Source organism: Massilibacterium senegalense (genome assembly GCF_001375675.1).
GTDB classification, from domain to species: Bacteria; Bacillota; Bacilli; order Bacillales; family Massilibacteriaceae; genus Massilibacterium; species Massilibacterium senegalense.
Map to the genome: position 1 here is coordinate 829070 of NZ_LN831786.1, position 25656 is coordinate 854725.

The window sequence follows — 25656 nt, forward strand, 5'->3', positions numbered from 1 at the left end:
GATGACGAATTTTAAAAAGCCGGAGTGGGCACAAAACGAAGCGCACGACACAAGTCGTGTTGCAGAAGGTGTGAAGCATGGGCATGATGGGTTTAACGACTCATCTCCCTCCCCTACTTCGCAAAAAAAATCCGTAAAACGAAAAAAACTAAGTATTGAGGATTATGTAAAAGGTGTTTTAAACAACGATAGAAGTGTTCTTGCACAAACCATTACTTTAATTGAAAGTAATGCTCCAAAGCATATGGATATGGCACAACAAGTATTACAACAACTATTACCTCATACCGGAAAATCTATCCGTGTCGGAATTACTGGAGTTCCTGGTGCAGGCAAAAGTACATTTATCGAAGCTCTTGGGCAATATTTATGTAAAAAAGGACATAAAGTTGCCGTATTGGCAGTCGATCCAAGTAGCACGGTTACGCGTGGAAGTATCCTTGGGGACAAAACAAGAATGGAACAACTTAGTCGGGAAAAAAATGCCTTTATTCGTCCCTCTCCATCCGGTGGAACATTAGGTGGGGTAACAAGAAAAAGTCGGGAAACAATGCTTGTTTGTGAAGCGGCTGGTTTTGATGTCATTTTAGTGGAAACTGTTGGCGTAGGACAAAACGAAGTATCTGTTCGGAATATGGTAGATTTCTTTTTATTACTTGCAATTACTGGTGCAGGAGATGAATTACAAGGAATCAAAAAAGGAATCATGGAGTTAGCAGATGCTATTTTAGTTCACAAAGCGGATGGCGATAATTTACGAAAAGCCAAAGTTGCTCGAGCGGATTACAACCAAGTACTTCACTACTTACAACCAGCAACAGAAGGTTGGATGACGCAAGCTCATGTTGCTTCTAGCTATACAGGAGAAGGAATTTCTGATATATGGAATGTTGTGGAAACATTCCAAGAAAAAATGGTGAAAAGTGGCGTATTGCATAAGCGACGCGAGTCCCAAACATTAGATTGGATTAATGAAATGGTAGAAGAACAATTACTATTCCGTTTCAAACAACATCCAGTCATCAAAGAGCAAAAACCTTTTATTGAACAAGATGTTTTAGCTGGTCGATTATCACCAACAAAAGCAGCAAAAGATTTATTACAACTTTTTGATCGTGAACATAAATAAAAGCTACGGAAAAATCCGTAGCTTTTTTTATATGCCCTACCATTTCCCTTTCCCCTTTTCATCCACTTCATTCTGATTCCTTTGCATACTTTCCCTACATCTAATTCGTACTCCTTAGCACTATTGATGACTTTCTTTTAAGCGGTGAAAACGAAACCAAGTTTTTTTCGTCGGTTTCACAATTTTTGCTTCTACTACGTTTTTATTTTTTAGCGATTCGATAATCTCCTCCATTTTTTGTAATCGCTCCGTTATTAACTCCAATTCTTTCCGATGATTTAACAACTGTACAGTTACTACTTCGTCTGCTTTTTGTTGCACCATTCGTTCTAAATGATTCATCCGATGCATCAACTCATCAAAAGAAGCAGACACCGTTGTCTCTTTAGGAGACTCTCCCCATTTCGCACAAGATACTTCTGATAATGTCGTTCCGTTATCAACTTGTTTTTTTATTTCTGATAATACTGCAATATCTTCTTCCCCATACACATAATGACCAACATCATTTTTAGAAATTCGGATGTTAAAATATTTTATCCAGGACAACATCGTTCTTGGATTAATCCCTAATTTTTCTGCCACTTCTTTCGTCTTCCATTCCATCTTTGTCCCTCCTTTATTCCTTCTTACGTTGAATCTTTCCAGCTAAAGAAAGCATCTCCTTCATGAATGACAAAACTAGTGTCTTCTCGCTAAAGTTAGTGCTATTTCCCTTTCTATTTCGACGAATTCTACTATTCTTGAAAGACAAAGAAAGATATGAGATAATTTATTATCGCCATACCTTTTTCTATATGTATGTTTCAACAAAACAGTAAAAGGTGTAGAATAAAGGTGTCCCCTTGCATCATAGCAATTAAAGAAAGCATATGTTATGATAATAAAAATTTAAGTTTAAACGAATGAATAAGAGGAAGAGATTTCAATGAAATTTCATTATCCAAATGGGAAAAAAAATCGTTCTTTTTCCGGGACGCTACCGAAACAAGAAGTGAACTATGCTAATCGAGGGATGTCATTAGAAGATGATTTAAATGCAACGAACAACTATTATTTACAAATTGGACGAGCCGTTATTCATAAAAAGCCAACGCCTATTCAAATTGTAAAAGTAGATTATCCGAAGCGAAGTGCGGCTGTTATTCGTGAAGCCTACTTCCGCCAAGCGTCTACAACGGACTACAACGGAATTTATAAAGGGAAATATATTGATTTTGAAGCGAAAGAAACGAAACAAAAGCAGTCTTTCCCCCTTGCAAACTTCCAGGAGCATCAAATTGACCATATGCGTTTAATTATGCAACAAGAAGGAATCTGTTTTGTTATCCTTCGCTTCACCCATACAGATGAAGTATATTTATTAGACGCTAAACATTTGATTAGTTTTTGGGATAACAAAGAACGAAAATCAATGCCAAAAAAATGGATTGAAGAAATGGCACATCTCATCCCTTTTAGCTATCAACCAAGGATTGATTATTTATCAATTATCGATCGACATTATTTCGATTGAAAGGTAGGATTCTTATGACAGACAATACTAAATCTCGCTCTGCACGACGAGCACAACAAAAAAAAGCAAATAAAAAAGGTAAACCGAAACGCAATGTATGGAAAAAAATCATGATGTCTATTTTATTAGTAGGTGTCGTGATGATGGTTGCTGGAATTGTTACCTTTTTTGTCATGATAAAGGATGCTCCTGAACTAGATGACAAAATGTTAAAAGATCCACTCTCTTCTACTATTATTACGAGTGATAATGAAGAGATTACATTACAAGGAGCAGAACGAAGAACAGCAGTAGATATTCAAGAAGTACCGGAACACGTTGAACATGCTTTTATTGCAATTGAAGATGTTCGTTTTCGAGAACATCACGGAGTTGACCCGAAACGGATTTTTGGTGCTGTTATTGCTAATATAAAAGAAGGATATGGCTCTGAAGGTGCAAGTACGATTACACAACAAGTTATTAAGTTATCATTTTTAACGCCAGAAAAAACGATTAAACGGAAAGTACAAGAGCAATATTTAGCAGTTAAACTAGAACAAAATTATTCAAAAGATCAAATTTTAGAAATGTACATGAATAAAATCTATTTTTCACAAGGCGCATATGGTGTGGAAACAGCTGCGAAAACGTACTTTAATAAAAGTGCAAAAGAACTGACCATTGATGAAGCAGCCCTATTAGCTGGTATTCCACAGCGACCTAGTTATTACGATCCTGTTCAAAACCCGGAAGCAGCAAAAGAACGTCGGGATATCGTTATTAGCCAAATGGAAAAATACGGTTTTATTACTAGTGACGAAGCTCGCGAAGCGACAGCAAAACCAATCCAAGTCGAACGACCGAAAGAACAAGTATTAAAATACGATGCATTTATTAGTCAAGTTATTCAGGAGCTCGAGGAAACGAAAGAAATTGATAAAAACGATATTTATAATGGCGGATTAAAAATTTATACGACGTTAAATACAAAAGCACAAGATACATTAGATCAAATCTTAAATACCGAAGAGTATGTCAGCTATCCAGATGAACAATTACAAGCTGGTGTCACACTATTAGATACAAAAACAGGTGCTGTCTTAGCATTAGGTGGTGGACGTCATCAAGAAAAAATTTCTCGAGGATTAAATCATGCAACACAAATTAAACGTCAACCAGGTTCTACTGCAAAACCAGTTTTAGCTTATGGACCAGCTATTGAGTATTTAAAATGGCCTACAGCAAAAATAGTAAAAGATGAGCCGTATCAATACTCCTCAGGAAAAAAACTTAATAACTGGAACAATAGCTATGCGGGTAACATTACCATTCGGGAATCACTACGAAAATCATTAAATATTCCAGCAGTCAAAACATTTGAAAAAGTTGGAGTGTCAAACGTTCGAACTTTTGCGGAAGGATTAGGTGTTCCCTTAGATGATGGATTAAGCGAAAGATATGCCATTGGTGGATTTGATAATGGTATTGCCCCTATTCATTTAGCAGGAGCCTATGCGGCGTTTGGAAATAATGGCGTATACAATAAACCACATACTGTAGAAAAAATTGTCTACCCTGATGGACAAGAATTAGATTTAACGCCAGAATCAGAACAAGCGATGCATGATTACACTGCGTATATGATTACCGATATGTTAAAAGATGTCGTTCGTTCAGGAACTGGAACGAGAGCAAGCATTTCTGGTTTACCGATGGCTGGAAAAACTGGTACAACCAATTTTGAGGACAAATTTGGATTTCCAAAAGATGCGGTTCGCGATGCATGGTTTGCTGGCTATACGACCAATTATACGGTTGCAGTTTGGACAGGCTATGATAAAGCAACAAAAACGAAATATTTAACCGATAAAACTGGTTCTAGAATTTCTCAACAAATCTTTAAGTCATTAATGACCGAAATATCCAAAGGGGAAAAAACAACAGATTTCACTCAACCCAAATCGGTTGTTCGTGTAAAAGTTAATAAAACAACAGGTTTAAAAGCAGGCGAAGGAACACCGGAAGACTTAGTAACGAGCGAATTATTTATTCGTGGAACAGTTCCTAAAGAAATTACCCCTGCACCAAATAAAGAATTAACAGCACCGGCAGTTAAAGCAGAATACGACGCTACTACAAAACAAGTCAACGTTTCATGGGCGTATAAAGGAGAAATAAAAGGCTTTAAAGTAAAACAATCGGTAAATGGACAAGAAACAGAAACCGTCACAACAGATGTTTCTTTCACAATTCCAAATGCTATTCCAGATGCAACGTATACATTTACAGTCATTGCTATTGATAAAGAAACAGAAAAAGATAGTCCGCCTGGAACAGCTTCCATCAAAATACCAAATGAAGAGAAAGAAAAAGAAGAACAAAAAAAATTAGAAGAGGAACAGAAGCGGCTAGAGGAAGAGAAGTTGAAAGAGGAACAGAAACGATTGGAAGAAGAGCAGAAAAAACTAGAAGAAGAACAAAATCAGCAAGAACAACCTGCACCAACAACTCCAACTCCAGCTCCGACTCCACAGGCTCCTACCCCATCTACAAATAAGCAACCTGTTCCACAACCTTCTACGAATTAAGTACGTTATAAAAGCGAGGGAATGCCATTCGGCTATTCCCCCGCTTTTATTTTTCTCTTAACATTTACTTTTATTAATTCATCAAGTAATTGTTCTAATTGAATGCTAGAATGAAATAAGGTTGGTTTTTGTAAGATAAAGTTTACTCTTTCCACCACATTAATCGGTTTCCATTGGAAAGATGAAATAATCACGGATAAGTCGTCAAGAGAAACAAATCGGCGATGATTCATCCAAAATAAAGCATCTAAAAATAAAGCCAATGAAAATAGAAGTGGTTTACTTGCTTCTGTTTTTTTTCTTTGTTGAAAACATTCTTTGGCCTGCTGTAGTTTTTGTTGCGCTGATAAAAAGACAGTTGGAAGATAAGCATTTGGGTTTTCCCAGGGAGCGATTCCGTCAAGCTGATCAAGCATAAAAGGAGCAAGTAATAAGATCGTATCCCACTGTGCAGTATCGTCCATCTTTATTTTCGTCCCCCATTGATCAAATGGACTGTTACGAAGAGAAGCTAAGCTGTGCATTTCTTTCATGCTATCCTCTCTTTTCTTTTTTCATTCGTTTTTTTCCTTCACGACAAAGCTCTAATAATGGACAACTATCGCATTTCGGAGATTGGGATTTACAATGATATCTTCCAAAAAAAATGAAACGATGATGCGTGATTGACCATTCCTCTTTTGGGATTTTTCTCATTAATGTTTTTTCCACTTCTAATACGGTATCTTTGTAACGACAAATCCCTAATCGCTTCGAAACCCGTTCTACATGAGTATCTACTGCAATAGCGGGTACATCAAATGCCACTGAAGACACAACATTAGCTGTTTTTCTACCAACACCAGCAAGTTTCATTAATTCTTCTTTTGTTTGTGGCACTACCCCATTATAGTCTTCTAACAACGTTTGACAGCAATTTCGAATGTGTTTTGCCTTGTTTCGATATAATCCAATAGAGCGAATATCTTGTTCTACCTCTTCTAATGGTACTCCTAAAAAATCTTCTGGTGTTTTATATTTTTGAAATAAGTCCTTTGTTACTTTATTGACTAACGCGTCCGTACATTGAGCAGATAATATGACAGCAATTAAAAGTTCAAAAGGATTTTGATGGTGTAATTCGCAATGAGCATCCGGAAACATTTCTCCTATTGTATCTAATACGGTACGAATTTGCGCTTTTGTTAACATAAAATCCCCCTTATAAATCAAGCCAGTTGGCAATAGTAGGAATATTTGTTTTTTTCGAAGCATTTACTTGTTGTTTCTGAACTAATTGTTTTTTGCGAAACTGTTTCGTATGCTCTTTTACTTGTTCCACTGTTCGAATACCGTTTTTCCCCCATTCAAATAAAATCCGATCAATATAACGGAGGTTTAATTTATTCGAAAAAACCGCTTCTTTTAATGCTTCTAAAATAATTCGTTCAGGATATAAATCTTCATCTAACCATTTTCCAATCATTTCACATTCCATCGGAGTAAGCGGACGAGCAAACTCTTTTTCAAATGTAAGAAATACGTTCACATCGTCTTCTTTTATCATACTTTCCATTTCTTCTTCCCGTTCTGTCACTAACAGTAACTTTTTCCATAATGGAACTAACGTATAATATTCTTGACGAAAATCATCTTCAATTTTTTCTTCAATATTCAGAAACCCTTTTTGTATTAAACGTTGCATCATTTCCATACTTTCCGCACTAGATAATGTCATGACCGAAGCAAAATCGTCTGGCGTAGGAAATTTCTTTCCACTAGAAAGAAAGGCATGTACATGCAACAGAAAAAAAGCTTCTGTTTCATTGATTCCTAAATCTTTATAATGTTTTAAAAATAAGTTAGGAATGGAAGTATATCCACTTTCTATCCATTTTAATGCGTAATCTTGTTCATTCATGTTTGCCACCTCAATCGTATTATACCATGAAAAGAAGAAAGCAACCTGCGAACCAGATTGCTTTCTTCTTTGTTCTTATTTTGTATGGTTTTCCATAAAACGAGTGATACGATCAATCGCCGCTTCTAATAATTCTAAACTTGTTGCATAAGAAAGTCGAGCGTTATCAGGTGCTCCGAACCCTGACCCAGGAACAATGGCGACTTTTTCTTCTTCTAACAATGCTTTGACCCAATCATCAACGGAAGAAAATCCGCTGATTTTAGCAGCTTCTTTCACATTTGGAAATAAATAAAATGCACCTTTTGGTTTGACGCACGTTACACCTGGAATTTTAACTAAACGTTCGTAAATTTTAGTTAAACGTCCTTCAAATGCACGACGCATTTCTTCCACTGGTTCTTGTGGTCCCTCATAAGCTGCAATTGCACCATATTGCGACATCGTTGTTGGGTTACTTGTAGAGTGAGAAGCTAAATTCGTCATTGCTTTAATGATTTGTTCATTTCCTGCAGCATATCCAATCCGCCAACCTGTCATCGAATAAGATTTACTTACACCATTAATAATAATTGTTTGTTCTTTTAATGATTCTGATAATTCAGCTATAGAAATATGTTTCGCATCTCCATACACCAATTTTTCATAAATTTCATCTGATACAATTAAAATATTATGTTTTAAACATACTTCTCCAATTGCTTGAAGCTCTTCTTTTGTATAAAGTGTACCAGTTGGGTTACTTGGAGAGTTGATAATAACCGCAACTGTTTTATCAGTAATAGCTGCCTCTAATTCTAGTGCAGTGATTTTAAACTCATTTTCTTCTTTCCCGTCTACATAAATAGGAGTACCATCTGCAAGCTTAATTTGTTCTGGATAACTTACCCAATAAGGAGTTGGAACAATTACTTCGTCACCTTCATCTAAAATGGCTTGAAAAAGAGTATATAAAGCATGTTTTGCACCAGTACAAACGATAATTTCATTCGGTTTATATGTTAAATGCTGATCTCTTTCAAATTTTTTAATAATGGCTTCTTTTAAAGAAGCAAGTCCTGATGAAGGTGTATATTTCGTTTGTCCTTCATTTGTTGCTTTAAAGGCAGCGTCAATAATGTGTTTCGGAGTATTAAAATCTGGTTCACCCGCTCCAAGACCAATAACATCATAACCTTCTGCTTTTAGTGCTTTTGCTTTTGCTGTTATTGCTAACGTAGAAGATGGTGTTAATGTTGCTACACGACTTGATAATTTAACCACAAAAATTCCTCCTTAAAATGTAAAAATGACACCTGCATCAATATAGGCCTTTTCACTTGATGCAGCTAATTAAATATTAATTATCTGAGAGGGTATACCGTTTATAAAGCTCTCCCGTAGTAAAACGGACATAATGATAATTATAATTTTCTTCTTCGTCAGTATAAACGATTTCCCATAATGGTGTGTTTTTTTCCATTCCTAATCGAATATCGACCAATTCTGTTACTTGTTGTTCCCTTTTTACTTGTTCGATAGCTTCTTTTTTCGTCATTCCTTTAGAAGCAGCTACAACGAATAAGTCGCCTTTTTTTTCAGGAACAAAAACAAGTACATTTTTCTTATCCTGCGTACGACCTTGAACAATGTGATACGATTCATTACCGTGATAGTATGTGACAGTATCAATGCGCTCGATATTCGCTTCTTGCTGCGCTTTTTGAACTGCTTTTTTTTGACTACTGTTTACATCATGACGAATAGATTGATAATATGCCGTTAAGAGACCAAATATGACGATGACGATTCCAACGATTATCCAAGTCCATTTTTTCACTTGCATCACCAGTTTTACGTGCGATAAATGGTAAAGACCATCTTATCGTCATCCTCTTCATCTAATGAAAGACCAAATATTAAATCTTGGTCTTTTAACGTCCGATTTAAGCAATCAACAACTTTATATAAATCTTTTGCTTGCTCAATTCGAACAGTTGACAACACCTCTTGCTTGTTTTCCATAAAAATCCTCCTACTTTTTTCTACACTATAACCATAGTGTAAAAGACTACCTATTATCATTATAGCAATTGTTTTCTTAATTAACAGTTAAAATTCTTCCGTTTTAGAAAAAATATTCGAGTCTGCTTCAATTATTTATCCTTGTAATCGATCCATTGATTGTTTTGCTTCAAACATAATTTTTTCTTCGTCAAAGATTATCAATTCTCTATCTCGCATCAAACATTGTCCATTTACGTATACGTCTGAGATATCTTGTCCACTTGCTGCATACACAAAATGACTAACCATTTCTTTTTCTGGTTGTAGATGCACGTTATTCTGAGGATTAATTGTAATAAAATCAGCCTTTTTTCCAATTTGTAAAGTCCCAATATCGTTCATTTGTAGAGATTTTGCACCGTTTTCCGTCGCCATTAATAACGCATCATGTACCGATAATGCATCTGCTTTTTGCTCTACCCCTTTTTGCAACATGACCGCAACCCTCATTTCTTGAATAAGATCTAAATTGTTATTCGATGCCACACTATCTGTTCCTAACGATACATTTATTCCTTTTTCCATCATTTTAGTAATAGGAGCAACTCCAGAACCTAATTTAAGATTACTGTTTGGGTTGTGCGAAACAGACACATCATATGCTTGTAACAAGTCTAGTTCATGCTCTGTGACATGAACAACATGTGCAAGTAAAGTAGGACACTCGAAATAACCTAAATCATGTAAGTATTCAATCGGTCTTTTCCCAGTTTGTTGTTTTACATTTTCCACTTCTGTTTTTGTTTCCGCGGCATGTAGATGCATTCCTACTCCGAGTTGTTTCGCCAAATCTAAACTTTTTTCTAAAAATCTTGTTGGACATGTGTACGTGGAATGCGGTGCTACCATCGTGGTAATACGACCATTTCCTTTTTGGTTCCAGTTCTCAATAAACGATTTTGTATGTTGTAATTTTGCTTCCCAAGCTGTTTCTTCACCAAATCCTAACATGCCACCCATAATAGATGCCCGCATGCCACTTTCTTCTACTTCTGCCGCGATTTCATTTGTATATAGAGGATGATACATATCTAAAAAGGTTGTGGTACCATTTTTAAGCATCTCTACCATCGCTAAACGGGTAGCTCGAACAATGTCTTCCTTTGTTAATTTTTCTTCTTTTGGCCAAATATAGGATTGTAACCATGTTTCTAGCGGAACGTCATCCCCAACTCCACGAAAAAAAGTCATGCCTGCATGACCATGTGTATTAATAAGCCCTGGAAACACCCACTTTCCTCGTAAAGAAATGACGTCCGCATCCACTTCCCGCTTAAAAGAAGCAATGGTACCATTTTCAATCGTCATTGGTTCGTTTTGCCCACTTACTACACCATCTCTTTTCCGAACGATGATTCCATCAGTAAAAGTTATTTTCATGTTATTCCCATCTTTCTATTATTTTCCTTCCCATTTTGTTTGAACAAAAATAAGGTCATATGTATCTTTTGTACATTTTACCACGACATGTCCGGTTTGGTGGATATTATAGATTTCAATCCATTTTTCTCGCATCATTTCTACAATCTCTTTCTGTTGTTTCTTTGAATGAAAAAGAATTAATTCTGTATCATTATTGTCTACAAAAGATTCTAAAAAAGAAGATTGGAGGAGCGATTCATGTAAAAAAACTAGTTCTATTGGTTTTTCAGTAACTAATTTTTCTAAAATCGAAATATTTCCTTTATTTAAAAATAAAAAATGATGGTCGCCATACGTTAACCGAATATGCTTTTTTTCAATACCACTATCGATAAATTGCAAGTGAAGATGGTCAAAAAATATGTCCGTGCATATTTCTATCTCGTTTTGTTCAGCCGGAAACACAAGTTCCTTCATCGGAACATCTTTCTGAACTTGGTCGATTATCATTTTTTTTTCGTCTGTTTGTTCTAATATAATAGCGGTATCAATCATCTTTATTTTATACATGGATAAATAATATACTAGTTCTTCTTTACGATAAGTACCACCTAAATCAACTAATATCGACTGATTTTTTTTATCTTTTATTAAAACAGCGCTTCCTTCTTGCATCGGTAAAAAAATAACTAACAACTCTTCTTCTTTTAATGTAACATCGATCTTTTCTTCTGGAACAATCCCTATCATAAAACTAATAAAGATAGAACATAAAACGCCATACAACACTATCACTTCCTCTACCATGGTTTTTCGGTGGAAAAAGAATGACGAAACATCAGCTCATCATATATAGTGTGCACGGCGCTTGTTTGTTTATCCATCATGAACCAGGTGGCACAACTCCCACTGATGGAAAAATTCTTTATATTAAAAAGCGTTTTGTTTCTTCTGCTAGCTTTTCTAATGGAGCTTCGATAATTTCTACCTTTGGAAGCGATTGAATGAAGTACTTCCCGTAACGTGTCGTCACAATTCTGCGGTCTAACACGTATACAATTCCTTTATCTTGACTTGTTCGGATCAATCGACCAAATCCTTGTTTAAAACGAATCACAGCTTGCGGAATCGATAATTCCATAAAAGGATTTTGTCTATTTGCTTTTAACACTTCACTTTGTGCTTCAAACACTGGATTATCTGGTGGTGAAAATGGTAATCGAACAATAACGACACAAGATAAATCTTGTCCAGGAATGTCTATTCCTTCCCAGAAACTGTTAGTACCTAATAAAATCGCTTTGTCGAATTCTTTAAAATAACGAGTTAATTTCGAACGACTACCTTGGTTCATGTTTTGGGCCAAAAATGTAAAGGACTCATAATCCGGATGTTCCTTACATGCTTGATACGTTTCTTTTAACATGTGATTCGACGTAAATAAAACGAGCATCCGCCCCTTTGTAATACGTGCAATTCGAAAAATATGTTCCACAATGGATAGAATGAGTACCTCTTGTTTTGTTCCTTTTATATTTGGAATATCACTTGATATCATTACTTTTGCTTGTTGTTCATAGCGAAAAGGAGATTCAATAATTGATTTTAATGGTTCGAATTCTGTTAATCCTAAACGATTCTCTAAAAAAGAGAACGAACCATTGACAGAAAGAGTAGCAGAAGTTAGAATAACACTTTTTAATTTACCAAAAAAATCATCTGCTAATCGTTCACTAACTTCAATCGGTTGGCTATATAAAAAAGCGGCATTTCTAGCACTATGCGAATCCACTTCCATCCAGTACACGACATTTTCACGATGATTGTGCAATAAATGTACAAGCAATTGTTTCGCTTCTTCAAATTTCACGAAACGTCCTTCTATATCAACTATTTTTCCTTTCTGTACATCCGTAAAATGATCTTGATATTTTTTTAATGATTTTTGAATGCAATCTGCATTTTTTAAAAAATCATAAAAAAGCATATCTACCCGCTTGCTGCAATCATAAAGTGGTTCTGGTAAGTCGGATATTTTATAGCGGTGATTCAATCTCCCGCTCTGTTCTGTTTTAAACCGTTCTACGGTATAGTAATGAATCATCGTAAATAAATCATCTATCTCTTGCATGAGCATTTGTCCATTTTGTTTCAATTGTTCGATTTCATATGCCGTATACGAAACATCTGTTTCTTCTAGTAATGTAAATAGAAAATCTAACGGACCACTGTGCTCAAAAAATTGGGTAAACATTCGCGACAGTGTAAAATAATCAATTTCTTCTCCAAAATGCTCACTCGCTACATGTTCGAGATGATGTGCTTCATCTATAATAACATGTTCATATTTAGGCAATAAGCGATGGTCATTCGTTAAATCAGTAAACAATAACGCATGATTGGTAATAACTAAATGAGCTTCTTGGGCTTTTTGACGAGCTCGGTGATAAAAACAACGCGAAAACCACGGGCATTTTCTGTTCAAACAGCTATTAGCATCACTTTGAATCGTATACCATAATCGTTTTCCACCCGTCGATAAATGTAATTCTTCGATGTCCCCTGTTGTTGTTTCTGTAAGCCATATTAGTAATTGTAATTTTGTAAACCATTCGTCATAATTTTGTCCATATGTATCATTCATTTGTTGTTCAAATTTGCGTAAACATACATAATGATTTCTTCCTTTTAACACTTGTACGTCAAAAGAAAAAGGAAGTACTTGTTTTAAAATGGGCAAATCACGTTCCATTAATTGTTCTTGTAATTGAACAGTATGTGTACTGATAATAATTGATTTCTCATCTGTTTTTGCTTTAAATAATGCTGGAAGTAAATATGCCAATGATTTACCCGTACCTGTACCTGCTTCAATTACAGCATGCATCGATGTTTGTAACGCTTGATTTACATCGTTCATCATTTTTAGTTGGCTTTCCCTTATTTCATACGTATCCATTGCTCTTTGTAAATGAGAATCGATAGTTTCTTTCCATTCCGAAAACGATAGTGTACAAGGTACTTCTTCTTCTCCATTTGGTTGTTTTTTATGTAATGCAATATGACGGAAAATATCATATTCTTCCGCTTTTTCTTCCCATACATTTGTCTCTTTATCGTAAATGATATCTTCTAACATAACATCTAAATTACTTTTCAACCCTTTTTTATAACGATTAAATGTTTGTAAGGTTGGTAATGGGAGTGAGTCCAACTTTTCAAGTAAGCGAATAAAGATTTCGGCTGTAACAAGCGCATCACTATCCGCTTGATGCGGATGATGGTGTGTAACTTGGAAAAAGTCAGCTAAATCTTGTAATTTGTAACTATCTATAGTTGGAAATAAGAGCCTAGATAATTCAACTGTATCAACGGAAGGCCCATAAAAACCATCATACCCACAACGTTTTAATTCCATTTGTAAAAAAGATAAATCAAAAGGAACATTATGTGCGACAAAATAAGCCTCATCTAGCATCGTTAAAAGTTTTGGCGCAATGTCCTCGAACAACGGGGCATCTTTCACCATTTCATCTGTAATCTTTGTTAATTGCTTTATAAATGGTGGAATCGGAATTCCAGGATTAATATATGTAGAAAAGGTGTCAACAATTTCATGATTAGAAACGACAACCGCTCCAATTTGGATGATTCGATCTCCATTTTGCAATTGATTTCCGGTTGTTTCAAAATCAATGACGACCATTTTTTGTACTTTCATATTTTCACCTCAACTGTTTGCCAAACGTCCATATAAACGTATCACATGCAAAAAAAATTGCAAGAAAAAAAGCGATATAGTGGCCACTATATTGCTTTTTTCTCCCCATTATACCATTGTTCTTTCTTTTTCTTCACTTAACATTTCAATAATTTGATTTTTTTCATTTAATAACGCAACTGTTGGACGATGATTTTTCGTTTCTTTTGCATCCAGTTGTACATACGAAATAATAATTACTTGATCCCCTGGTTGCACAAGGCGAGCGGCTGCACCATTTAAACAAATAATTCCACTTCCACGTGTCCCACGAATCACATATGTTTCTAAGCGGGCACCGTTGTTATTATTCACAATTTGTACTTTTTCGTTTTCTTCAATTCCTACAGCATCCATTAGATCTTGGTCAATCGTAATACTCCCAACGTATTGTAAGTTTGCTTCTGTCACCGTTGCACGGTGTAATTTCGCATTCATCATTGTTTTAAACAAATTCATTTACCCCCTACTTGTAAAATCACATTATCAATTAATCTAGCTTTACTAAATTTAACTGCAATGGCAATAATAATTTCCCCTTTTAAGATTGGAAGTGGCTGTAAATCTGAAAATGAATAAATTTCAATATAATCAATTATTTTTTTTGTTTCTTCTAATGCCGATTGAATCGTGGCTTTAATTGTTTCTGGATTCGTTTCTCCCTCGGCGATTTTTTGCTTTGCCAATTGTAAGCTTTTGTAAAGGATTGGCGCAACTTCTCGTTCTTCTTTCGTTAAATACACATTCCGCGAACTTTTAGCAAGCCCGTCTGCTTCCCTCACAATTGGACAGCGCACAATTTTTAATGGAAAATGAAAATCTCGAACAAACGACTCCACTACTGCTACTTGTTGTGCATCTTTAATACCAAAATATGCACGATTTGGTCCAACAAGATGAAATAATTTCATTAATACTGTTACAACACCATCAAAATGTCCCGTTCTCGTTTTCCCGCATAATACATCCGTTCGTTGTTCAACAGTTAAAGAAACCGATAATGGATGCGGGTACATTTCTTCTACAGATGGATAAAACACCACATCTACTCCGACACTTCCCGCTAGCTTTTCATCGTGTTCCAAATCGCGTGGATAAGATTCAAAATCTTCATCTGGACCAAATTGTAGTGGGTTTACAAAAATGCTCGCTACAACGAAATCATTTTCTTCTGTTGCTCGTTTCATTAACGATAGATGACCTTCATGTAAATATCCCATCGTTGGAACAAATCCAATTGATTTTCCTTGTTTTTTTACACGCATAGACCATTCTTGCATCTCTTTAATCGTTTGAATCACAATCATTTTTTTCACCTCCATATAATGCTTCGACTGCCTCTTCTTTTAACGTAAATTGATGTTCTTCTGTTGGAAAAATTTGATTTTTTACTTCTTCTACATATTGCTTTATCGCTTTTTCCATTGTCTCTCCCATATTTGCATATGATTTGACGAATTTCGGTAATTTATGTGAACCAAATTGAACGATATCATGAAAGACGAGTACTTGTCCGTCACAATTTCCACCAGCGCCGATACCAATAATAGGTACAGAACATTGTGTCCGCACTAACTTTGTTACTTGATGTGGCACACATTCTAACACGATGGCAACTGCGCCACGTTGTTCTAATAGTTTTGCTTCTTCTATTAGTTTTTTAGCACTTTCCATTTCTTTCGCTTGTACAAAATAACCGCCTAATATTTCAACTGATTGTGGTGTGAGTCCTAAGTGACCAACAACAGGTACTCCTGCAGCAGATAATTTTTCGATAAGTGCCAATATTTCTTTGGATGCACCTTCTAGTTTCACCGCATTGGCATGTGCTTCTTGCATGATTCTTCTAATATTTTTCATTGTTTCCTCAAATGAACAATGATAAGACATAAACGGTAAATCCGTTACGATAAATGTATTTTTGGCGCCATTTCGAACAGCTTTTGTATGATGAATCATATCCTCTACTGTTACAGGTAACGTAGAATCATAACCTAAAACGACCATTCCAAGTGAATCCCCGACTAATATCATATCCACTCCACATTTTTCTGCGTACATTGCTGTCGGATAATCGTACGCCGTCATCATTACAATTTTTTCATTTTGTTGTTTCATCTTTAAAAAATCTCGAACTGTTTTCATAATTCATCTCTCCTTTACTGTTTCAAAGGGAGAGTGAACAATAAAATAGCCATTCCACCCGTAGCATACATTTACCACTGATGGTAGTCTCTTTATCCCTTTTCTAATAGCGTAAGATGTATGTTCGTAGTGGAGATAAAAAAACCTTCTTTTCCTAGGAAAAGAAGGCAGACTTCACATCTCATTGTTCATCCCTCCGTCCTAGTCCTTTTGTGGATCAAGGCAGATCTTGATTACATTATATTGTCTAACCATCGGTGCAGCTCGAACGATACTGCCCATTCCATCAGTAGTATAACAAAATACTTTATTTTGTGGAAGCAATTTCGATATCAGCAGAATAAATTTCATGCACGACACCATTGGCATCTTCTAATAATAGTACTCCTTGTTTCGTAATTCCTTTTGCTGTTCCCGTTATGGTCCCCCGAAGTGTATGAGCATGAATTTCTTTCCCAATTGAAATAGCATAGCTTTCCCATAACATTTTTACAACATCAAAACCGTATTGAATATAGTCTTCATACAATTCTTCTAATTCTTCTAATACAGCTTGTAAAACTTGTACACGTTCTATCTTTTTATTCATTTGTAAATATAAAGATGTTGCTATCTTTTCTAATTCTTTCGGGAACCTTTTTTGATTAACATTTATCCCGATTCCGATCATAACAGAATGAATTTGATCTGCTTCCGCTTGTAATTCCGTTAAAATACCCACTAGTTTTCGACCATTTAACAACACGTCATTCGGCCATTTAATATGACAATCTAAATCAGTTACTTTTTTTATTGCCCGAACTATCCCGACTGCTGCAAGTAACGTAAGCTGCGGCGCTTCTTGAATTGAAATTTTTGGTTTTAAAATAAGGCTAAAATAAATACCGTCACTTTTTTTCGAATTCCAAGGTCGATTCATCCGACCCCGCCCTTTTGTTTGCTCTTCCGCTACAACAATGGTTCCTTCTTTTGCCCCTTCAACAGAAAGTTGTTTCGCAACTTCTTGGGTTGACGTAATCGATTCATACGCGTACACGATTTGTCCAAACGTTTTTGTTTTCAGATTAAATTGAATATCGTGCTCTGCAAGTCGATCCGGCTTACTAATAATCCGATACCCTTTTTTTTGAACTGCTTCTAATTCAAACCCTTCTTTTCGTAATTCCTCAATGTTTTTCCAAACTGCAGTTCTTGAACAATCTAACATTTCACTTATTTTTTGTCCAGAAATGAATTCTCCTTCGTTTTCATACAATATTTGTAATAATTTTTCTCTTAATGTTGATGCCAACGATTGATCCACTCCTTTAGTGTATGGTAATCATTCTCGATTTTTTTATCGAGGATACCTTGAATAATTTCTTTCTGACATTCGCGAATCCATGGGCCTGGCTTTTTCTGAACAATTTCAATCATTTCTTTTGCGGTAATCACCAGTTCTTTTTCGTGTTTTATCGGCAGGGCATCAAATAAAGTCGCTTCCCTTCGAATACACGTTTCCACCTTTTTGTTGGAAAGAATAGCATATAAACGGACAACGTCTAAAAGAAATGTTTTCCCTAATCGAAACCGGTCGTAATCAGAAAAAGAAGCGTCCTGATACGCTTTTATCCCTTCATACAATATCGTAACTTTTTTCATTCGTTCTCTTGAAAACTTCCATGTACGTAAAAATGTCGACAAATTTGAGACTTGCGCTATATAAGCAAATAACGTCCATGCTTGTTCTACCGTCTCACATTGCTCAAATCCGTCGAAACGAAGTATGATGGTATCCGTCATCCATTTTGCTCCTGGTAACACCGAAAATAATTGCAATTCCTTCATCGCCGTTAACGCTTGAGACACACAAGGACCCAACCATAACCGATCCATTTCTTGACTAATTCGTTCCACCGAAATATATGCCAATTTTTCTTTTTGACGCCTCATTGCTTGTTTCGTTTTCTTTTCTAGTTGAAAACATAATTGACTAATAAATCGAACCGCTCGCATAATACGAAGTGGGTCTTCTTGAAAACGGTCATCTGGATTTCCTACTGTACGAATGAGTTTTGTTTTAATATCTGTTTTTCCTAAAAATAAATCAATTACTTCAAATTGACTCGTCATCGCTAACGCATTCATCGTAAAGTCACGTCGTTTTAAATCTTCCTCTAATCGACGAATAAATTGAACCTTTTCAGGATGCCGAAAGTCAATATATGCTTCCTCTTTTCGAAATGTTGTTACTTCATATTGTTCCTTTTTATACCGAACAATGACTGTACCATGCTCGGTTGCTAAAGGAATCGTATCGCTAAAAATCGCCATTACTTCATTTGGTAACGCACTAGTAGCAATATCGACATCATGGACTGGACGATGTAAAAAGTAATCACGAACTGCCCCGCCAACAAAATATGCTTCATATCCATGTTGTTGAATAGTCTCAATAATCGGAATTGCTTTTAAAAAGATTGATGAATCTTTCACCTCTACGACTCCTTTTGTATCAATGACGCATAAATGGATTCATATTGTTCTACGATTTGATTTGCACTGAATACAGTAGTCGCACGAATATATGCTTCTTTTGCCATCTTTTCATACAAAACATCGTCCGTTAATAAACGGATTGTTTTTTCAGCCAATTCTTCGACATTTCCAACCGGGCCAGTAAATCCGGTTTGTCCATCAAGTACAACCTCTGGAATTCCACCTGCATTAGATCCGATAACCGGTACACCACAAGCCATTGCTTCTAATGCTACTAGTCCAAAACTTTCTTTTTCACTTACTAAAAGAAGAACATCACTTATCGCTAATAAATCAGAAATATTTTCTTGACGGCCTAAAAAAATGACATGATCTTCTAGTTTTTTTTCATGAACCATACTACATGCGTTGCTATATTCTGGTCCATCCCCTATTAATAATAGCTTTGCTGGTATGTCTTTTTGAACACGTTCAAAAATTCGAATAACATCTGGAATCCGTTTTACTTTTCTAAAATTAGAAATATGAATCAATACTTTTTCATTTTCGTGGATATTATAATTTGCTTTTAAATTTTTATTATGTTTTTTTTGATACACTCGTGTATCAACAAAATTATAAACAGTATGAATATCCTTTTTTACGTCAAAAAGTCGCTTTGTTTCTTCTACTAAATCATGGCTAACAGACGTCACAGCATCCGATTGATTAATGCCAAAACAAATAATATCACTTAACGTTTGATCATATCCAAGTACGGTAATATCTGTCCCGTGAAGTGTCGTTACTACTTTTAGATGATCCCCAACCATCTGTTTTGCTAATACAGCGCAAACAGCATGAGGCACCGCATAATGGACATGAATTAAATCCAATTTTTCTCGCCGTGCTACTTGTGCCATTTTACTAGCTAACGTAAGATCATAGGGCGGATATTGAAAAACAGAATAAGCATTCACTTCTACTTCATGATAAAAAATATTCGGATAAAACTGTTGTAAACGGAACGGAAGCCCAGATGTAATAAAATGAATTTCATGCCCTCTTTCAGCTAGTAATTTCCCTAACTCTGTGGCTACGACACCGCTCCCTCCTACCGTTGGATAACACGTAATCCCAATTTTATAGGCCATTAAAATCCCCCCAACAATGGATTAAATAAAAGCGGTCTATCACACATAAAACCTTCCGCATAAGAAACACCCACTTCTTTTCCAAACAACGTTTCACGAGCACGTACCGTTTCAATATATCCATTTGTTAATGGGGTATCAATCGTTCCTGTTTTTTTAGAAAATTGGCTTTCGTATGCTTGCAAAGCTTTTATTTTTACATCCATTGTTTCTGTTACATCCATCACAAAATGAGGGCGATGGAATCCGTTAATCATGTAATAAAAGGATTCTTGAATAGCCCAATTTTCTCCTAATGACGGTGCGAAATTTTTTATTTTCGCAGAAAATATCGCCTCTTTAACAATCCTCGAACAATTCCCATGATCAGGATGTCGGTCCACTTCATAAGGCATAAAAATATACGTAGGTTGATATTGCCTGATAGTTTGTACGACTAACTGAATCGCTTCTTCCGTCATAAACAAGCCCCTATCTTTCAGTCCTAAAATAAGTCGTGTTTGTACGTTCAATCGATTTGCTGCTTCTTCCGCTTCTTTCATCCGTAACGCTACTGTACCATTTGAAGATAAGTCCGCATACGTCAAATCACAAATCGCCACTTTATATCCAGCATTCGTCCATTTTTTAATGGATCCTGCCATCCCTATTTCCACATCATCTGGATGAGCACCGAAAGCTAAAATATCTACTTTTTTAGCTTCTTCTTTTAAAAGAATACGTGCGTTTTCTCCCTCTTTTTTTTCCATTTTATTCGCCTCTTCGTTCATGAATAATTTTACGCCAATGTAGATCGCCGCGTTTTAATCCGTTAATAAAAATTTCTGCTGATGCTAAATTCGTCGCAAGTGGAATATCATACACATCACATAATCTCATTAAAGCAGAAATATCCACGTCATGTGGCTGTGCTGTTAAAGGGTCGCGAAAAAAAATAACCATATCCATTTGATTTTTTGCCACCATTGATCCGATTTCCTGATCGCCACCTAGAGGGCCAGATTGATAACGAATAACTTGCAAATTCGTCGCTTCCATTATTTTTTTCCCGGTTGTACCTGTCGCATAAAGCTCATGTTCAATCAAAATTGGTTCATAAGCTATTGTAAAATCAACCATCATTTTCTTTTTTGCATCATGAGCAATCAACGCTATTTTCATGAAACCACCTGCTATTCTAAAATATTATCTAAGCCATACACAAGAACATTCAGTTCCATTACACGTTCTACCGCTAGTTTAACACCAGACATAAAGGAATGACGATTATAAGAATCGTGACGGATTAATAATGTTTCTCCAGCACTTCCGAAAAGTACTTCTTGATGCGCTATTAAACCTGGTAGACGAACACTATGGATTCGAATTCCATCATAATCTGCACCGCGTGCTCCTTTTAATAGCTCTTTTTCATTTGGATGCCCTTGTTGATGTGGCTTTCTTACTTCCGCAATCATTTCTGCTGTTTTAATTCCTGTTCCACTTGGGGCATCTAATTTTTGATCGTGATGCATTTCAATAATTTCTACATCATCAAAATATTTCCCCGCTAATTTTGAAAATTTCATCATTAATACAGCACCTAAAGCAAAGTTTGGCGCAATAATGACACCGGTATTATTTTCTTCTGCTAACGTTTGTAATCGCGCCACATCTTCTTTTGTAAATCCACTAGTCCCAATAACAGAACGAACGCCTGCTTCAATTGCAATTTCGGTATGTTTCATTCCTGTTTCGTAATTCGTAAAATCAATAAAAACATCTGCTTCTACATTTTGTAAACAATCTTTTAAATCATGATAGATTGGCGCTGTTACACCATCCATTCCTAACACTTCTCCAACAGTTTGGCCAATATATTTATGGTCAACCGCAGCGATTAATTCAAAATGCTCCGTTTCTTGAATTAATTGAACCGTTTCACTCCCCATTTTTCCCCGTGCTCCAGCAATGACAATTTTAATTGTTTGATTCATTATGTATCTCTCCTTTATTTTTTTGTCCAACGATGTTCATCTCTCGTTTGAAACTTCTCCATGACCATTGTAAATGCTTCATCTAAATCAATGTTTAAAGAATTTGCAAAACAAATGAGCACAAATAGAATGTCTCCCATTTCTTGCTCCATCGTTTTTTCTTCTTCTGTATCCTTTTTCTTTTTCTCTCCATAAAAATGGTTTACTTCCCGGGCTAATTCACCGACTTCTTCTGTCATTCTAGCAAGCATTGCTAATGGTGTAAAATACCCTTCTTTAAATTGGCCAATGTACTCATCTACTTCTTGCTGCATTTGTTGCATTGTTTTTTTCTCCATTATATCTTATCGATTATTCATTATGAAAAAAGGGTTCTTATTTTTTGTTCATCCTTTATTTCTTAGATGTTTGAGAACAGGCAATCAACACGTTCCTTTTTTGCATTCTGATAATCGAGCTTCCTCCTTCCTTTTAAACATTTGAAAATTCACGTTACTATCCATTATAATAAAAACGCAACAATTATCATGTATTTGAGGCGATTTTTATGAAAATTAATATTAAAATAACCAATATTCTTTCCATCTTAATAGGGGCAGCGATTTTTTCCTTTGGAATTGTTCATTTTAACATGCAAAACCAACTAGCGGAAGGTGGATTTACAGGTATTACCTTACTGTTATATTTCATGTTTCAATTCAATCCAGCTATTACAAACCTAGTGTTAAATATCCCACTTTTTTTCGTCGGCTACAAATTATTTAGTCGTACAACGTTTATTTATACCGTTATAGGTACTGTAAGCGTATCACTTTTTCTAGCTATTTTTCAAAAATATCAACTTCAAATCCCTCTTCATGATGATTTATTGTTAGCTGCTTTATTTGCAGGAGTCTTTATCGGTATCGGACTAGGAATCATTTTCAAAAACGGTGGAACAACTGGTGGCGTTGATATTATTGCGCGCATTGTGAAAAAATACATTGGTTGGAATATGGGAAAAACAATGTTCATTTTTGATTTTTTTGTCATAACTACTTCCCTCGTCTATTTAAATTATCGGCAAGCTATGTACACGCTAGTCGCCGTTTTTGTCGGTGCCAAGGTCATTGATTTTATTCAGGAAGGTGCATATGCTGCCAAAGCAGTCATCATCATTTCAGAACGTGCTGATGACATAGCAACAACTATTATGGAAAAAATGGAACGTGGCATCACAATTGTAGATGGAAAAGGAGCATACACGAAAGAAACAAAAGAAATTTTATATTGTGTAGTTAGCCGTCATGAATTATTTCGATTAAAATCTTATGTCAGGGCCATCGATCCGCACGCATTTATTACGATTGCTAATGTTCATGAAGTACTAGGCGAAGGATTTACATTAGATGAAAATAAAAAACCATTATATGACGAATAAAAAACTCGCTAACAATAGATAGTGCCCCCAAAAAGTTAGAGCTTTTATTATGCAACGGGTCGGCTCGTTTTAGTACGGTAAAAGTCGCAGAAAAACTAGGTATTTCAAAAGCTACAGTTTATCGCTATATAAAGGGAAATCCAGAAACAATGTCTAAATGGGTTGAACATATAAGAACGAGAAAAAAGAAACTACATGATTATAAAAAAATATTCTTTCCTAGCTTCAAGAGCATCTGGATATGTCAACAGCCAAGATATTGGATTGGTTACAAGAAAAATTTGAAGATTTAGAAGTGGCCGAAAGCACAGTTCGATTGTATATAAGAGAGCTTCGCAAAGAACATGATATTCCTAAGGAATCAACAGCTAGATCTTATGAAGCTATACCTGAAATTCCTTTAGATAAACAAATGCAGATTGATTTTGGACAGACAGAACAACTCACACCAGATCGTAAGCAAATTACACTCCGTTTTATAGCATTTGTCCTTGCAAACTCTCGTTATAAGTATAAAGAATGGCTTGATAGGCCTTTTACAACAAGAGATGTCATTCAATCTCATGAAAATGTGTTTCGTTACTATGGAGGGATTGCGGATGAACTTGTTTACGACCAAGATGCGTTAATTCTCGTTAGTGAAAATGGAGGAAATCTTATCTTAACCCGGGAGTCCCAATCATATAAAGAAGATAGAAATTTAGTTGTACATATGTGCAGAAAAGCCAATCCAAAAAGTAAAGGGAAAATTGAAAATGTTGTTAAATATATGAAACAAAATTTTGCTAAACACCATATTTATCATGGATTAAATACCTGGAATGAGGATGGTTGGAAGTGGCTTGAACGAACAGGAAATTATAAGTATCATAATACAACAAAAAAGAGACCAGTCGCAGTGTTTGCCCTTGAAAAAAAACACTTACGCCCAATCTCTTCCTCTATCGAAAATTATCTCGATAACAATTATGCATCTAGTATGACAAGAACCATCCAGAAGGACAACACGATATGGTATAAATCTAATCGATATCGTGTTCCTCTCGGAACATTTTCACAAGATGAAACAAGTAACATTGAAGCAACAGAAGAAGGTCACAGTTATCTGCCTTTATTTAATACCTCATGTAATTTATCATATTGCGCTAATGTTCGATACGTCCTACTTAGACCAATTATTGCTTCAACCAAATCCGCTTTGGCCAACCTTAATTCGATTGCCCTTTCATAAAAAAGGACACTTTTGCTGCTTCCTCCAATAAATCATAACTCCATGCGCATTAGTAATTTAGTGAGGAATCATCCGAAAATTTCTTTACCAATTTATTAAATATCCATTTGTCCGTAACTCTAGTGCCCGATTCTATTCATTTTTCATGATATTCTCCCCCAGTTTCAATCCAGCATCACTTCTTTGCACCGGAACACTTTAATACTCCTTTGAACGCGCTTTAAGGAAAATAAGACCTAAACATAAGATAATAATAAACCCTAAATAAAGGACATTCACAAGTTCAATGCCCGTCCAATTCCATACACCTAAAAGTACTTCTTTCATGTGGTAAAAAGGATTTATATCAACTAAAAATTTCAAATAACTTGGAATCCCATCTGTTGGAAACATTAAGCCAGAACCAAATAGTACATATTGGAACATGATTATAGTATACGGTAAAACCTGTCTAGAATTTTTAAATAAATTATGTGTCGATAAGCTAAATAATAATGTAATACCAATGATGATTATAAAGGTTAAAATAAATAAAAACATATGATCCGTCAGCCTTGTGTCAAATACAAAAATGCCAATTGCTAAAATTTCAAAAAAACCTAACAAGTATAGAAGGACCCCTCTTATGACATAGGTGAAGATAATTTGATAGATACTTACAGATGAAAGAACAAGTCGTTTATGTATTCCTCTCTCTTTTTCAGTAACATATTGCAACCCAATATTAAAAAATAAAACTAAAAACGAAATTAATAATGCATATATTGGTATATATGGACCGAAATTTTCCGAACCGCCAATTTGCGCACTAAAAATCTTCATGAATACAAAGAAGAAAATGCCTGGTAACACTAATATCGGAAGAGCAAAAAAGGGTTCTCTAAAGAAAACAATAAAATCATATTTACTCAGTTTAACGAGCGACTTGTTCATCCTTAGTATCCTCCTTATTAATTATCTTGAAATATACTTCTGTGAACTACCCGCCAC

Annotated in this window: 26 protein-coding genes; 5 read left to right on the forward strand and 21 right to left on the reverse strand. The window is 35.5% G+C overall.

All coding sequences use genetic code 11. From position 1 onward, the window contains the following. Position 1: 1 nt before the first annotated feature. Positions 2-1129: a methylmalonyl Co-A mutase-associated GTPase MeaB gene (gene meaB / locus BN1372_RS07490; protein ID WP_407656453.1), complete on the forward strand. Its 1128-nt coding sequence runs from the start codon at positions 2-4 to the stop codon at positions 1127-1129. Between the two features lie 120 nt (positions 1130-1249). Here the strand turns inward: meaB and BN1372_RS07495 are convergent, their stop codons facing one another. Next, the gene (locus BN1372_RS07495) at positions 1250-1735 is read right to left on the reverse strand and encodes a MerR family transcriptional regulator (RefSeq protein ID WP_062198209.1); all 486 of its coding nucleotides are present in this window, start codon (positions 1733-1735) and stop codon (positions 1250-1252) included. Positions 1736-2057: 322 nt separating this feature from the next. On the opposite strand from BN1372_RS07495, the gene recU reads away from it, so the two are divergent. Then, positions 2058-2645: a Holliday junction resolvase RecU gene (recU, locus tag BN1372_RS07500; RefSeq protein ID WP_062198210.1), complete on the forward strand. Its 588-nt coding sequence runs from the start codon at positions 2058-2060 to the stop codon at positions 2643-2645. 14 nt (positions 2646-2659) lie between these two features. Continuing rightward, positions 2660-5215: a penicillin-binding protein 1A gene (locus tag BN1372_RS07505; RefSeq protein WP_062198211.1), complete on the forward strand. Its 2556-nt coding sequence runs from the start codon at positions 2660-2662 to the stop codon at positions 5213-5215. A 32-nt stretch (positions 5216-5247) separates the two neighbouring features. On the opposite strand, the gene BN1372_RS07510 is transcribed toward BN1372_RS07505, so the two are convergent. The 19 genes from BN1372_RS07510 to BN1372_RS07595 all read right to left on the reverse strand — a co-directional run bounded on the left by BN1372_RS07510 (position 5248) and on the right by BN1372_RS07595 (position 22353). Continuing rightward, positions 5248-5748 carry a YpoC family protein gene (locus BN1372_RS07510; protein WP_062198212.1) on the reverse strand — a complete coding sequence of 167 codons (501 nt, stop codon included), beginning with the start codon at positions 5746-5748 and terminating at the stop codon, positions 5248-5250. 1 nt (position 5749) lies between these two features. Continuing rightward, positions 5750-6406: an endonuclease III gene (gene nth, locus BN1372_RS07515; protein ID WP_062198213.1), complete on the reverse strand. Its 657-nt coding sequence runs from the start codon at positions 6404-6406 to the stop codon at positions 5750-5752. Positions 6407-6416: 10 nt separating this feature from the next. Further along, positions 6417-7115 (reverse strand): DnaD domain-containing protein, encoded by a 699-nt coding sequence (locus BN1372_RS07520; RefSeq protein ID WP_062198214.1) that lies wholly within the window; start codon positions 7113-7115, stop codon positions 6417-6419. Positions 7116-7190: 75 nt separating this feature from the next. Further along, positions 7191-8378, reverse strand: coding sequence for a pyridoxal phosphate-dependent aminotransferase (locus tag BN1372_RS07525; RefSeq protein WP_062198215.1), 1188 nt, complete (start codon positions 8376-8378; stop codon positions 7191-7193). A 76-nt stretch (positions 8379-8454) separates the two neighbouring features. Continuing rightward, positions 8455-8934 carry a cell wall elongation regulator TseB-like domain-containing protein gene (locus BN1372_RS07530; RefSeq protein ID WP_147515354.1) on the reverse strand — a complete coding sequence of 160 codons (480 nt, stop codon included), beginning with the start codon at positions 8932-8934 and terminating at the stop codon, positions 8455-8457. Between the two features lie 14 nt (positions 8935-8948). Continuing rightward, positions 8949-9119 carry a YpmA family protein gene (locus BN1372_RS14635; RefSeq protein ID WP_074018156.1) on the reverse strand — a complete coding sequence of 57 codons (171 nt, stop codon included), beginning with the start codon at positions 9117-9119 and terminating at the stop codon, positions 8949-8951. A 135-nt stretch (positions 9120-9254) separates the two neighbouring features. Next, a complete protein-coding gene (locus tag BN1372_RS07535; protein ID WP_062198217.1) occupies positions 9255-10541 on the reverse strand; it encodes an amidohydrolase in 1287 nt (428 codons plus the stop codon). A gap of 18 nt (positions 10542-10559) precedes the next feature. Continuing rightward, positions 10560-11309 carry a hypothetical protein gene (locus BN1372_RS07540; protein WP_062198218.1) on the reverse strand — a complete coding sequence of 250 codons (750 nt, stop codon included), beginning with the start codon at positions 11307-11309 and terminating at the stop codon, positions 10560-10562. Positions 11310-11448: 139 nt separating this feature from the next. Further along, the gene (gene dinG / locus BN1372_RS07545) at positions 11449-14244 is read right to left on the reverse strand and encodes an ATP-dependent DNA helicase DinG (RefSeq protein WP_062198219.1); all 2796 of its coding nucleotides are present in this window, start codon (positions 14242-14244) and stop codon (positions 11449-11451) included. Between the two features lie 108 nt (positions 14245-14352). Then, entirely contained in the window at positions 14353-14736 is a 384-nt protein-coding gene (gene panD / locus BN1372_RS07550) for an aspartate 1-decarboxylase (RefSeq protein WP_062198220.1), read from the reverse strand. A 2-nt stretch (positions 14737-14738) separates the two neighbouring features. Continuing rightward, positions 14739-15590 carry a pantoate--beta-alanine ligase gene (gene panC / locus BN1372_RS07555; protein ID WP_062198221.1) on the reverse strand — a complete coding sequence of 284 codons (852 nt, stop codon included), beginning with the start codon at positions 15588-15590 and terminating at the stop codon, positions 14739-14741. Next, positions 15568-16428 (reverse strand): 3-methyl-2-oxobutanoate hydroxymethyltransferase, encoded by an 861-nt coding sequence (gene panB, locus BN1372_RS07560; protein WP_062198222.1) that lies wholly within the window; start codon positions 16426-16428, stop codon positions 15568-15570. Before panB ends, panC begins: the two co-directional genes overlap by 23 nt. A 307-nt stretch (positions 16429-16735) precedes the next feature. Further along, entirely contained in the window at positions 16736-17719 is a 984-nt protein-coding gene (locus BN1372_RS07565) for a biotin--[acetyl-CoA-carboxylase] ligase (protein ID WP_062198223.1), read from the reverse strand. Next, positions 17704-18903: a CCA tRNA nucleotidyltransferase gene (locus BN1372_RS07570; RefSeq protein WP_062198224.1), complete on the reverse strand. Its 1200-nt coding sequence runs from the start codon at positions 18901-18903 to the stop codon at positions 17704-17706. The genes BN1372_RS07565 and BN1372_RS07570 overlap by 16 nt, the downstream gene beginning before the upstream one ends. Positions 18904-18905: 2 nt before the next feature. After that, on the reverse strand, positions 18906-20039 hold the full coding sequence (gene bshA, locus BN1372_RS07575; RefSeq protein ID WP_062198225.1) for an N-acetyl-alpha-D-glucosaminyl L-malate synthase BshA: 1134 nt from the start codon (positions 20037-20039) through the stop codon (positions 18906-18908). Then, positions 20039-20788: a bacillithiol biosynthesis deacetylase BshB1 gene (gene bshB1, locus BN1372_RS07580; protein WP_062198226.1), complete on the reverse strand. Its 750-nt coding sequence runs from the start codon at positions 20786-20788 to the stop codon at positions 20039-20041. Before bshB1 ends, bshA begins: the two co-directional genes overlap by 1 nt. A 1-nt stretch (position 20789) precedes the next feature. Beyond that, positions 20790-21200: a methylglyoxal synthase gene (locus BN1372_RS07585; protein ID WP_062198227.1), complete on the reverse strand. Its 411-nt coding sequence runs from the start codon at positions 21198-21200 to the stop codon at positions 20790-20792. An 11-nt stretch (positions 21201-21211) separates the two neighbouring features. Further along, positions 21212-22015, reverse strand: a complete 804-nt coding sequence (gene dapB, locus BN1372_RS07590) for a 4-hydroxy-tetrahydrodipicolinate reductase (protein ID WP_062198229.1) — start codon at positions 22013-22015, stop codon at positions 21212-21214. A 14-nt stretch (positions 22016-22029) separates the two neighbouring features. After that, positions 22030-22353 carry a nucleotide pyrophosphohydrolase gene (locus BN1372_RS07595; protein WP_062198231.1) on the reverse strand — a complete coding sequence of 108 codons (324 nt, stop codon included), beginning with the start codon at positions 22351-22353 and terminating at the stop codon, positions 22030-22032. A 209-nt stretch (positions 22354-22562) separates the two neighbouring features. On the opposite strand from BN1372_RS07595, the gene BN1372_RS07600 reads away from it, so the two are divergent. Together BN1372_RS07600 and BN1372_RS07605 are read left to right on the forward strand one after the other, a co-directional pair. After that, a complete protein-coding gene (locus tag BN1372_RS07600) occupies positions 22563-23435 on the forward strand; it encodes a YitT family protein (protein ID WP_062198232.1) in 873 nt (290 codons plus the stop codon). A gap of 241 nt (positions 23436-23676) precedes the next feature. Continuing rightward, complete coding sequence (locus BN1372_RS07605) at positions 23677-24666, forward strand: IS21 family transposase (protein ID WP_062198234.1); 990 nt, start codon at positions 23677-23679, stop codon at positions 24664-24666. Between the two features lie 198 nt (positions 24667-24864). Here the strand turns inward: BN1372_RS07605 and BN1372_RS07610 are convergent, their stop codons facing one another. Next, entirely contained in the window at positions 24865-25599 is a 735-nt protein-coding gene (locus BN1372_RS07610; protein ID WP_062198235.1) for an ABC transporter permease, read from the reverse strand. Positions 25600-25656: the final 57 nt, after the last annotated feature.

Bases quoted from the DNA above. Each gene is read 5' to 3' on its own strand.
- bshB1 (WP_062198226.1), bottom strand. From the start codon at position 20,788: ATGGAAAAAAAAGAGGGAGAAAACGCACGTATTCTTTTAAAAGAAGAA.
- BN1372_RS07495 (WP_062198209.1), bottom strand. From the start codon at position 1,735: ATGGAATGGAAGACGAAAGAAGTGGCAGAAAAATTAGGGATTAATCCA.
- BN1372_RS07595 (WP_062198231.1), bottom strand. From the start codon at position 22,353: ATGGAGAAAAAAACAATGCAACAAATGCAGCAAGAAGTAGATGAGTAC.
- BN1372_RS07510 (WP_062198212.1), bottom strand. From the start codon at position 5,748: ATGAAAGAAATGCACAGCTTAGCTTCTCTTCGTAACAGTCCATTTGAT.
- dapB (WP_062198229.1), bottom strand. From the start codon at position 22,015: ATGAATCAAACAATTAAAATTGTCATTGCTGGAGCACGGGGAAAAATG.
- BN1372_RS07535 (WP_062198217.1), bottom strand. From the start codon at position 10,541: ATGAAAATAACTTTTACTGATGGAATCATCGTTCGGAAAAGAGATGGT.
- BN1372_RS07585 (WP_062198227.1), bottom strand. From the start codon at position 21,200: ATGAAAATAGCGTTGATTGCTCATGATGCAAAAAAGAAAATGATGGTT.
- BN1372_RS07605 (WP_062198234.1), top strand. From the start codon at position 23,677: ATGTCAACAGCCAAGATATTGGATTGGTTACAAGAAAAATTTGAAGAT.
- BN1372_RS07520 (WP_062198214.1), bottom strand. From the start codon at position 7,115: ATGAATGAACAAGATTACGCATTAAAATGGATAGAAAGTGGATATACT.
- meaB (WP_407656453.1), top strand. From the start codon at position 2: ATGACGAATTTTAAAAAGCCGGAGTGGGCACAAAACGAAGCGCACGAC.
- BN1372_RS07505 (WP_062198211.1), top strand. From the start codon at position 2,660: ATGACAGACAATACTAAATCTCGCTCTGCACGACGAGCACAACAAAAA.
- bshA (WP_062198225.1), bottom strand. From the start codon at position 20,039: ATGGCCTATAAAATTGGGATTACGTGTTATCCAACGGTAGGAGGGAGC.
- nth (WP_062198213.1), bottom strand. From the start codon at position 6,406: ATGTTAACAAAAGCGCAAATTCGTACCGTATTAGATACAATAGGAGAA.
- panC (WP_062198221.1), bottom strand. From the start codon at position 15,590: ATGATTGTGATTCAAACGATTAAAGAGATGCAAGAATGGTCTATGCGT.
- recU (WP_062198210.1), top strand. From the start codon at position 2,058: ATGAAATTTCATTATCCAAATGGGAAAAAAAATCGTTCTTTTTCCGGG.
- BN1372_RS14635 (WP_074018156.1), bottom strand. From the start codon at position 9,119: ATGGAAAACAAGCAAGAGGTGTTGTCAACTGTTCGAATTGAGCAAGCA.
- BN1372_RS07610 (WP_062198235.1), bottom strand. From the start codon at position 25,599: ATGAACAAGTCGCTCGTTAAACTGAGTAAATATGATTTTATTGTTTTC.
- panB (WP_062198222.1), bottom strand. From the start codon at position 16,428: ATGAAAACAGTTCGAGATTTTTTAAAGATGAAACAACAAAATGAAAAA.
- dinG (WP_062198219.1), bottom strand. From the start codon at position 14,244: ATGAAAGTACAAAAAATGGTCGTCATTGATTTTGAAACAACCGGAAAT.
- BN1372_RS07600 (WP_062198232.1), top strand. From the start codon at position 22,563: ATGAAAATTAATATTAAAATAACCAATATTCTTTCCATCTTAATAGGG.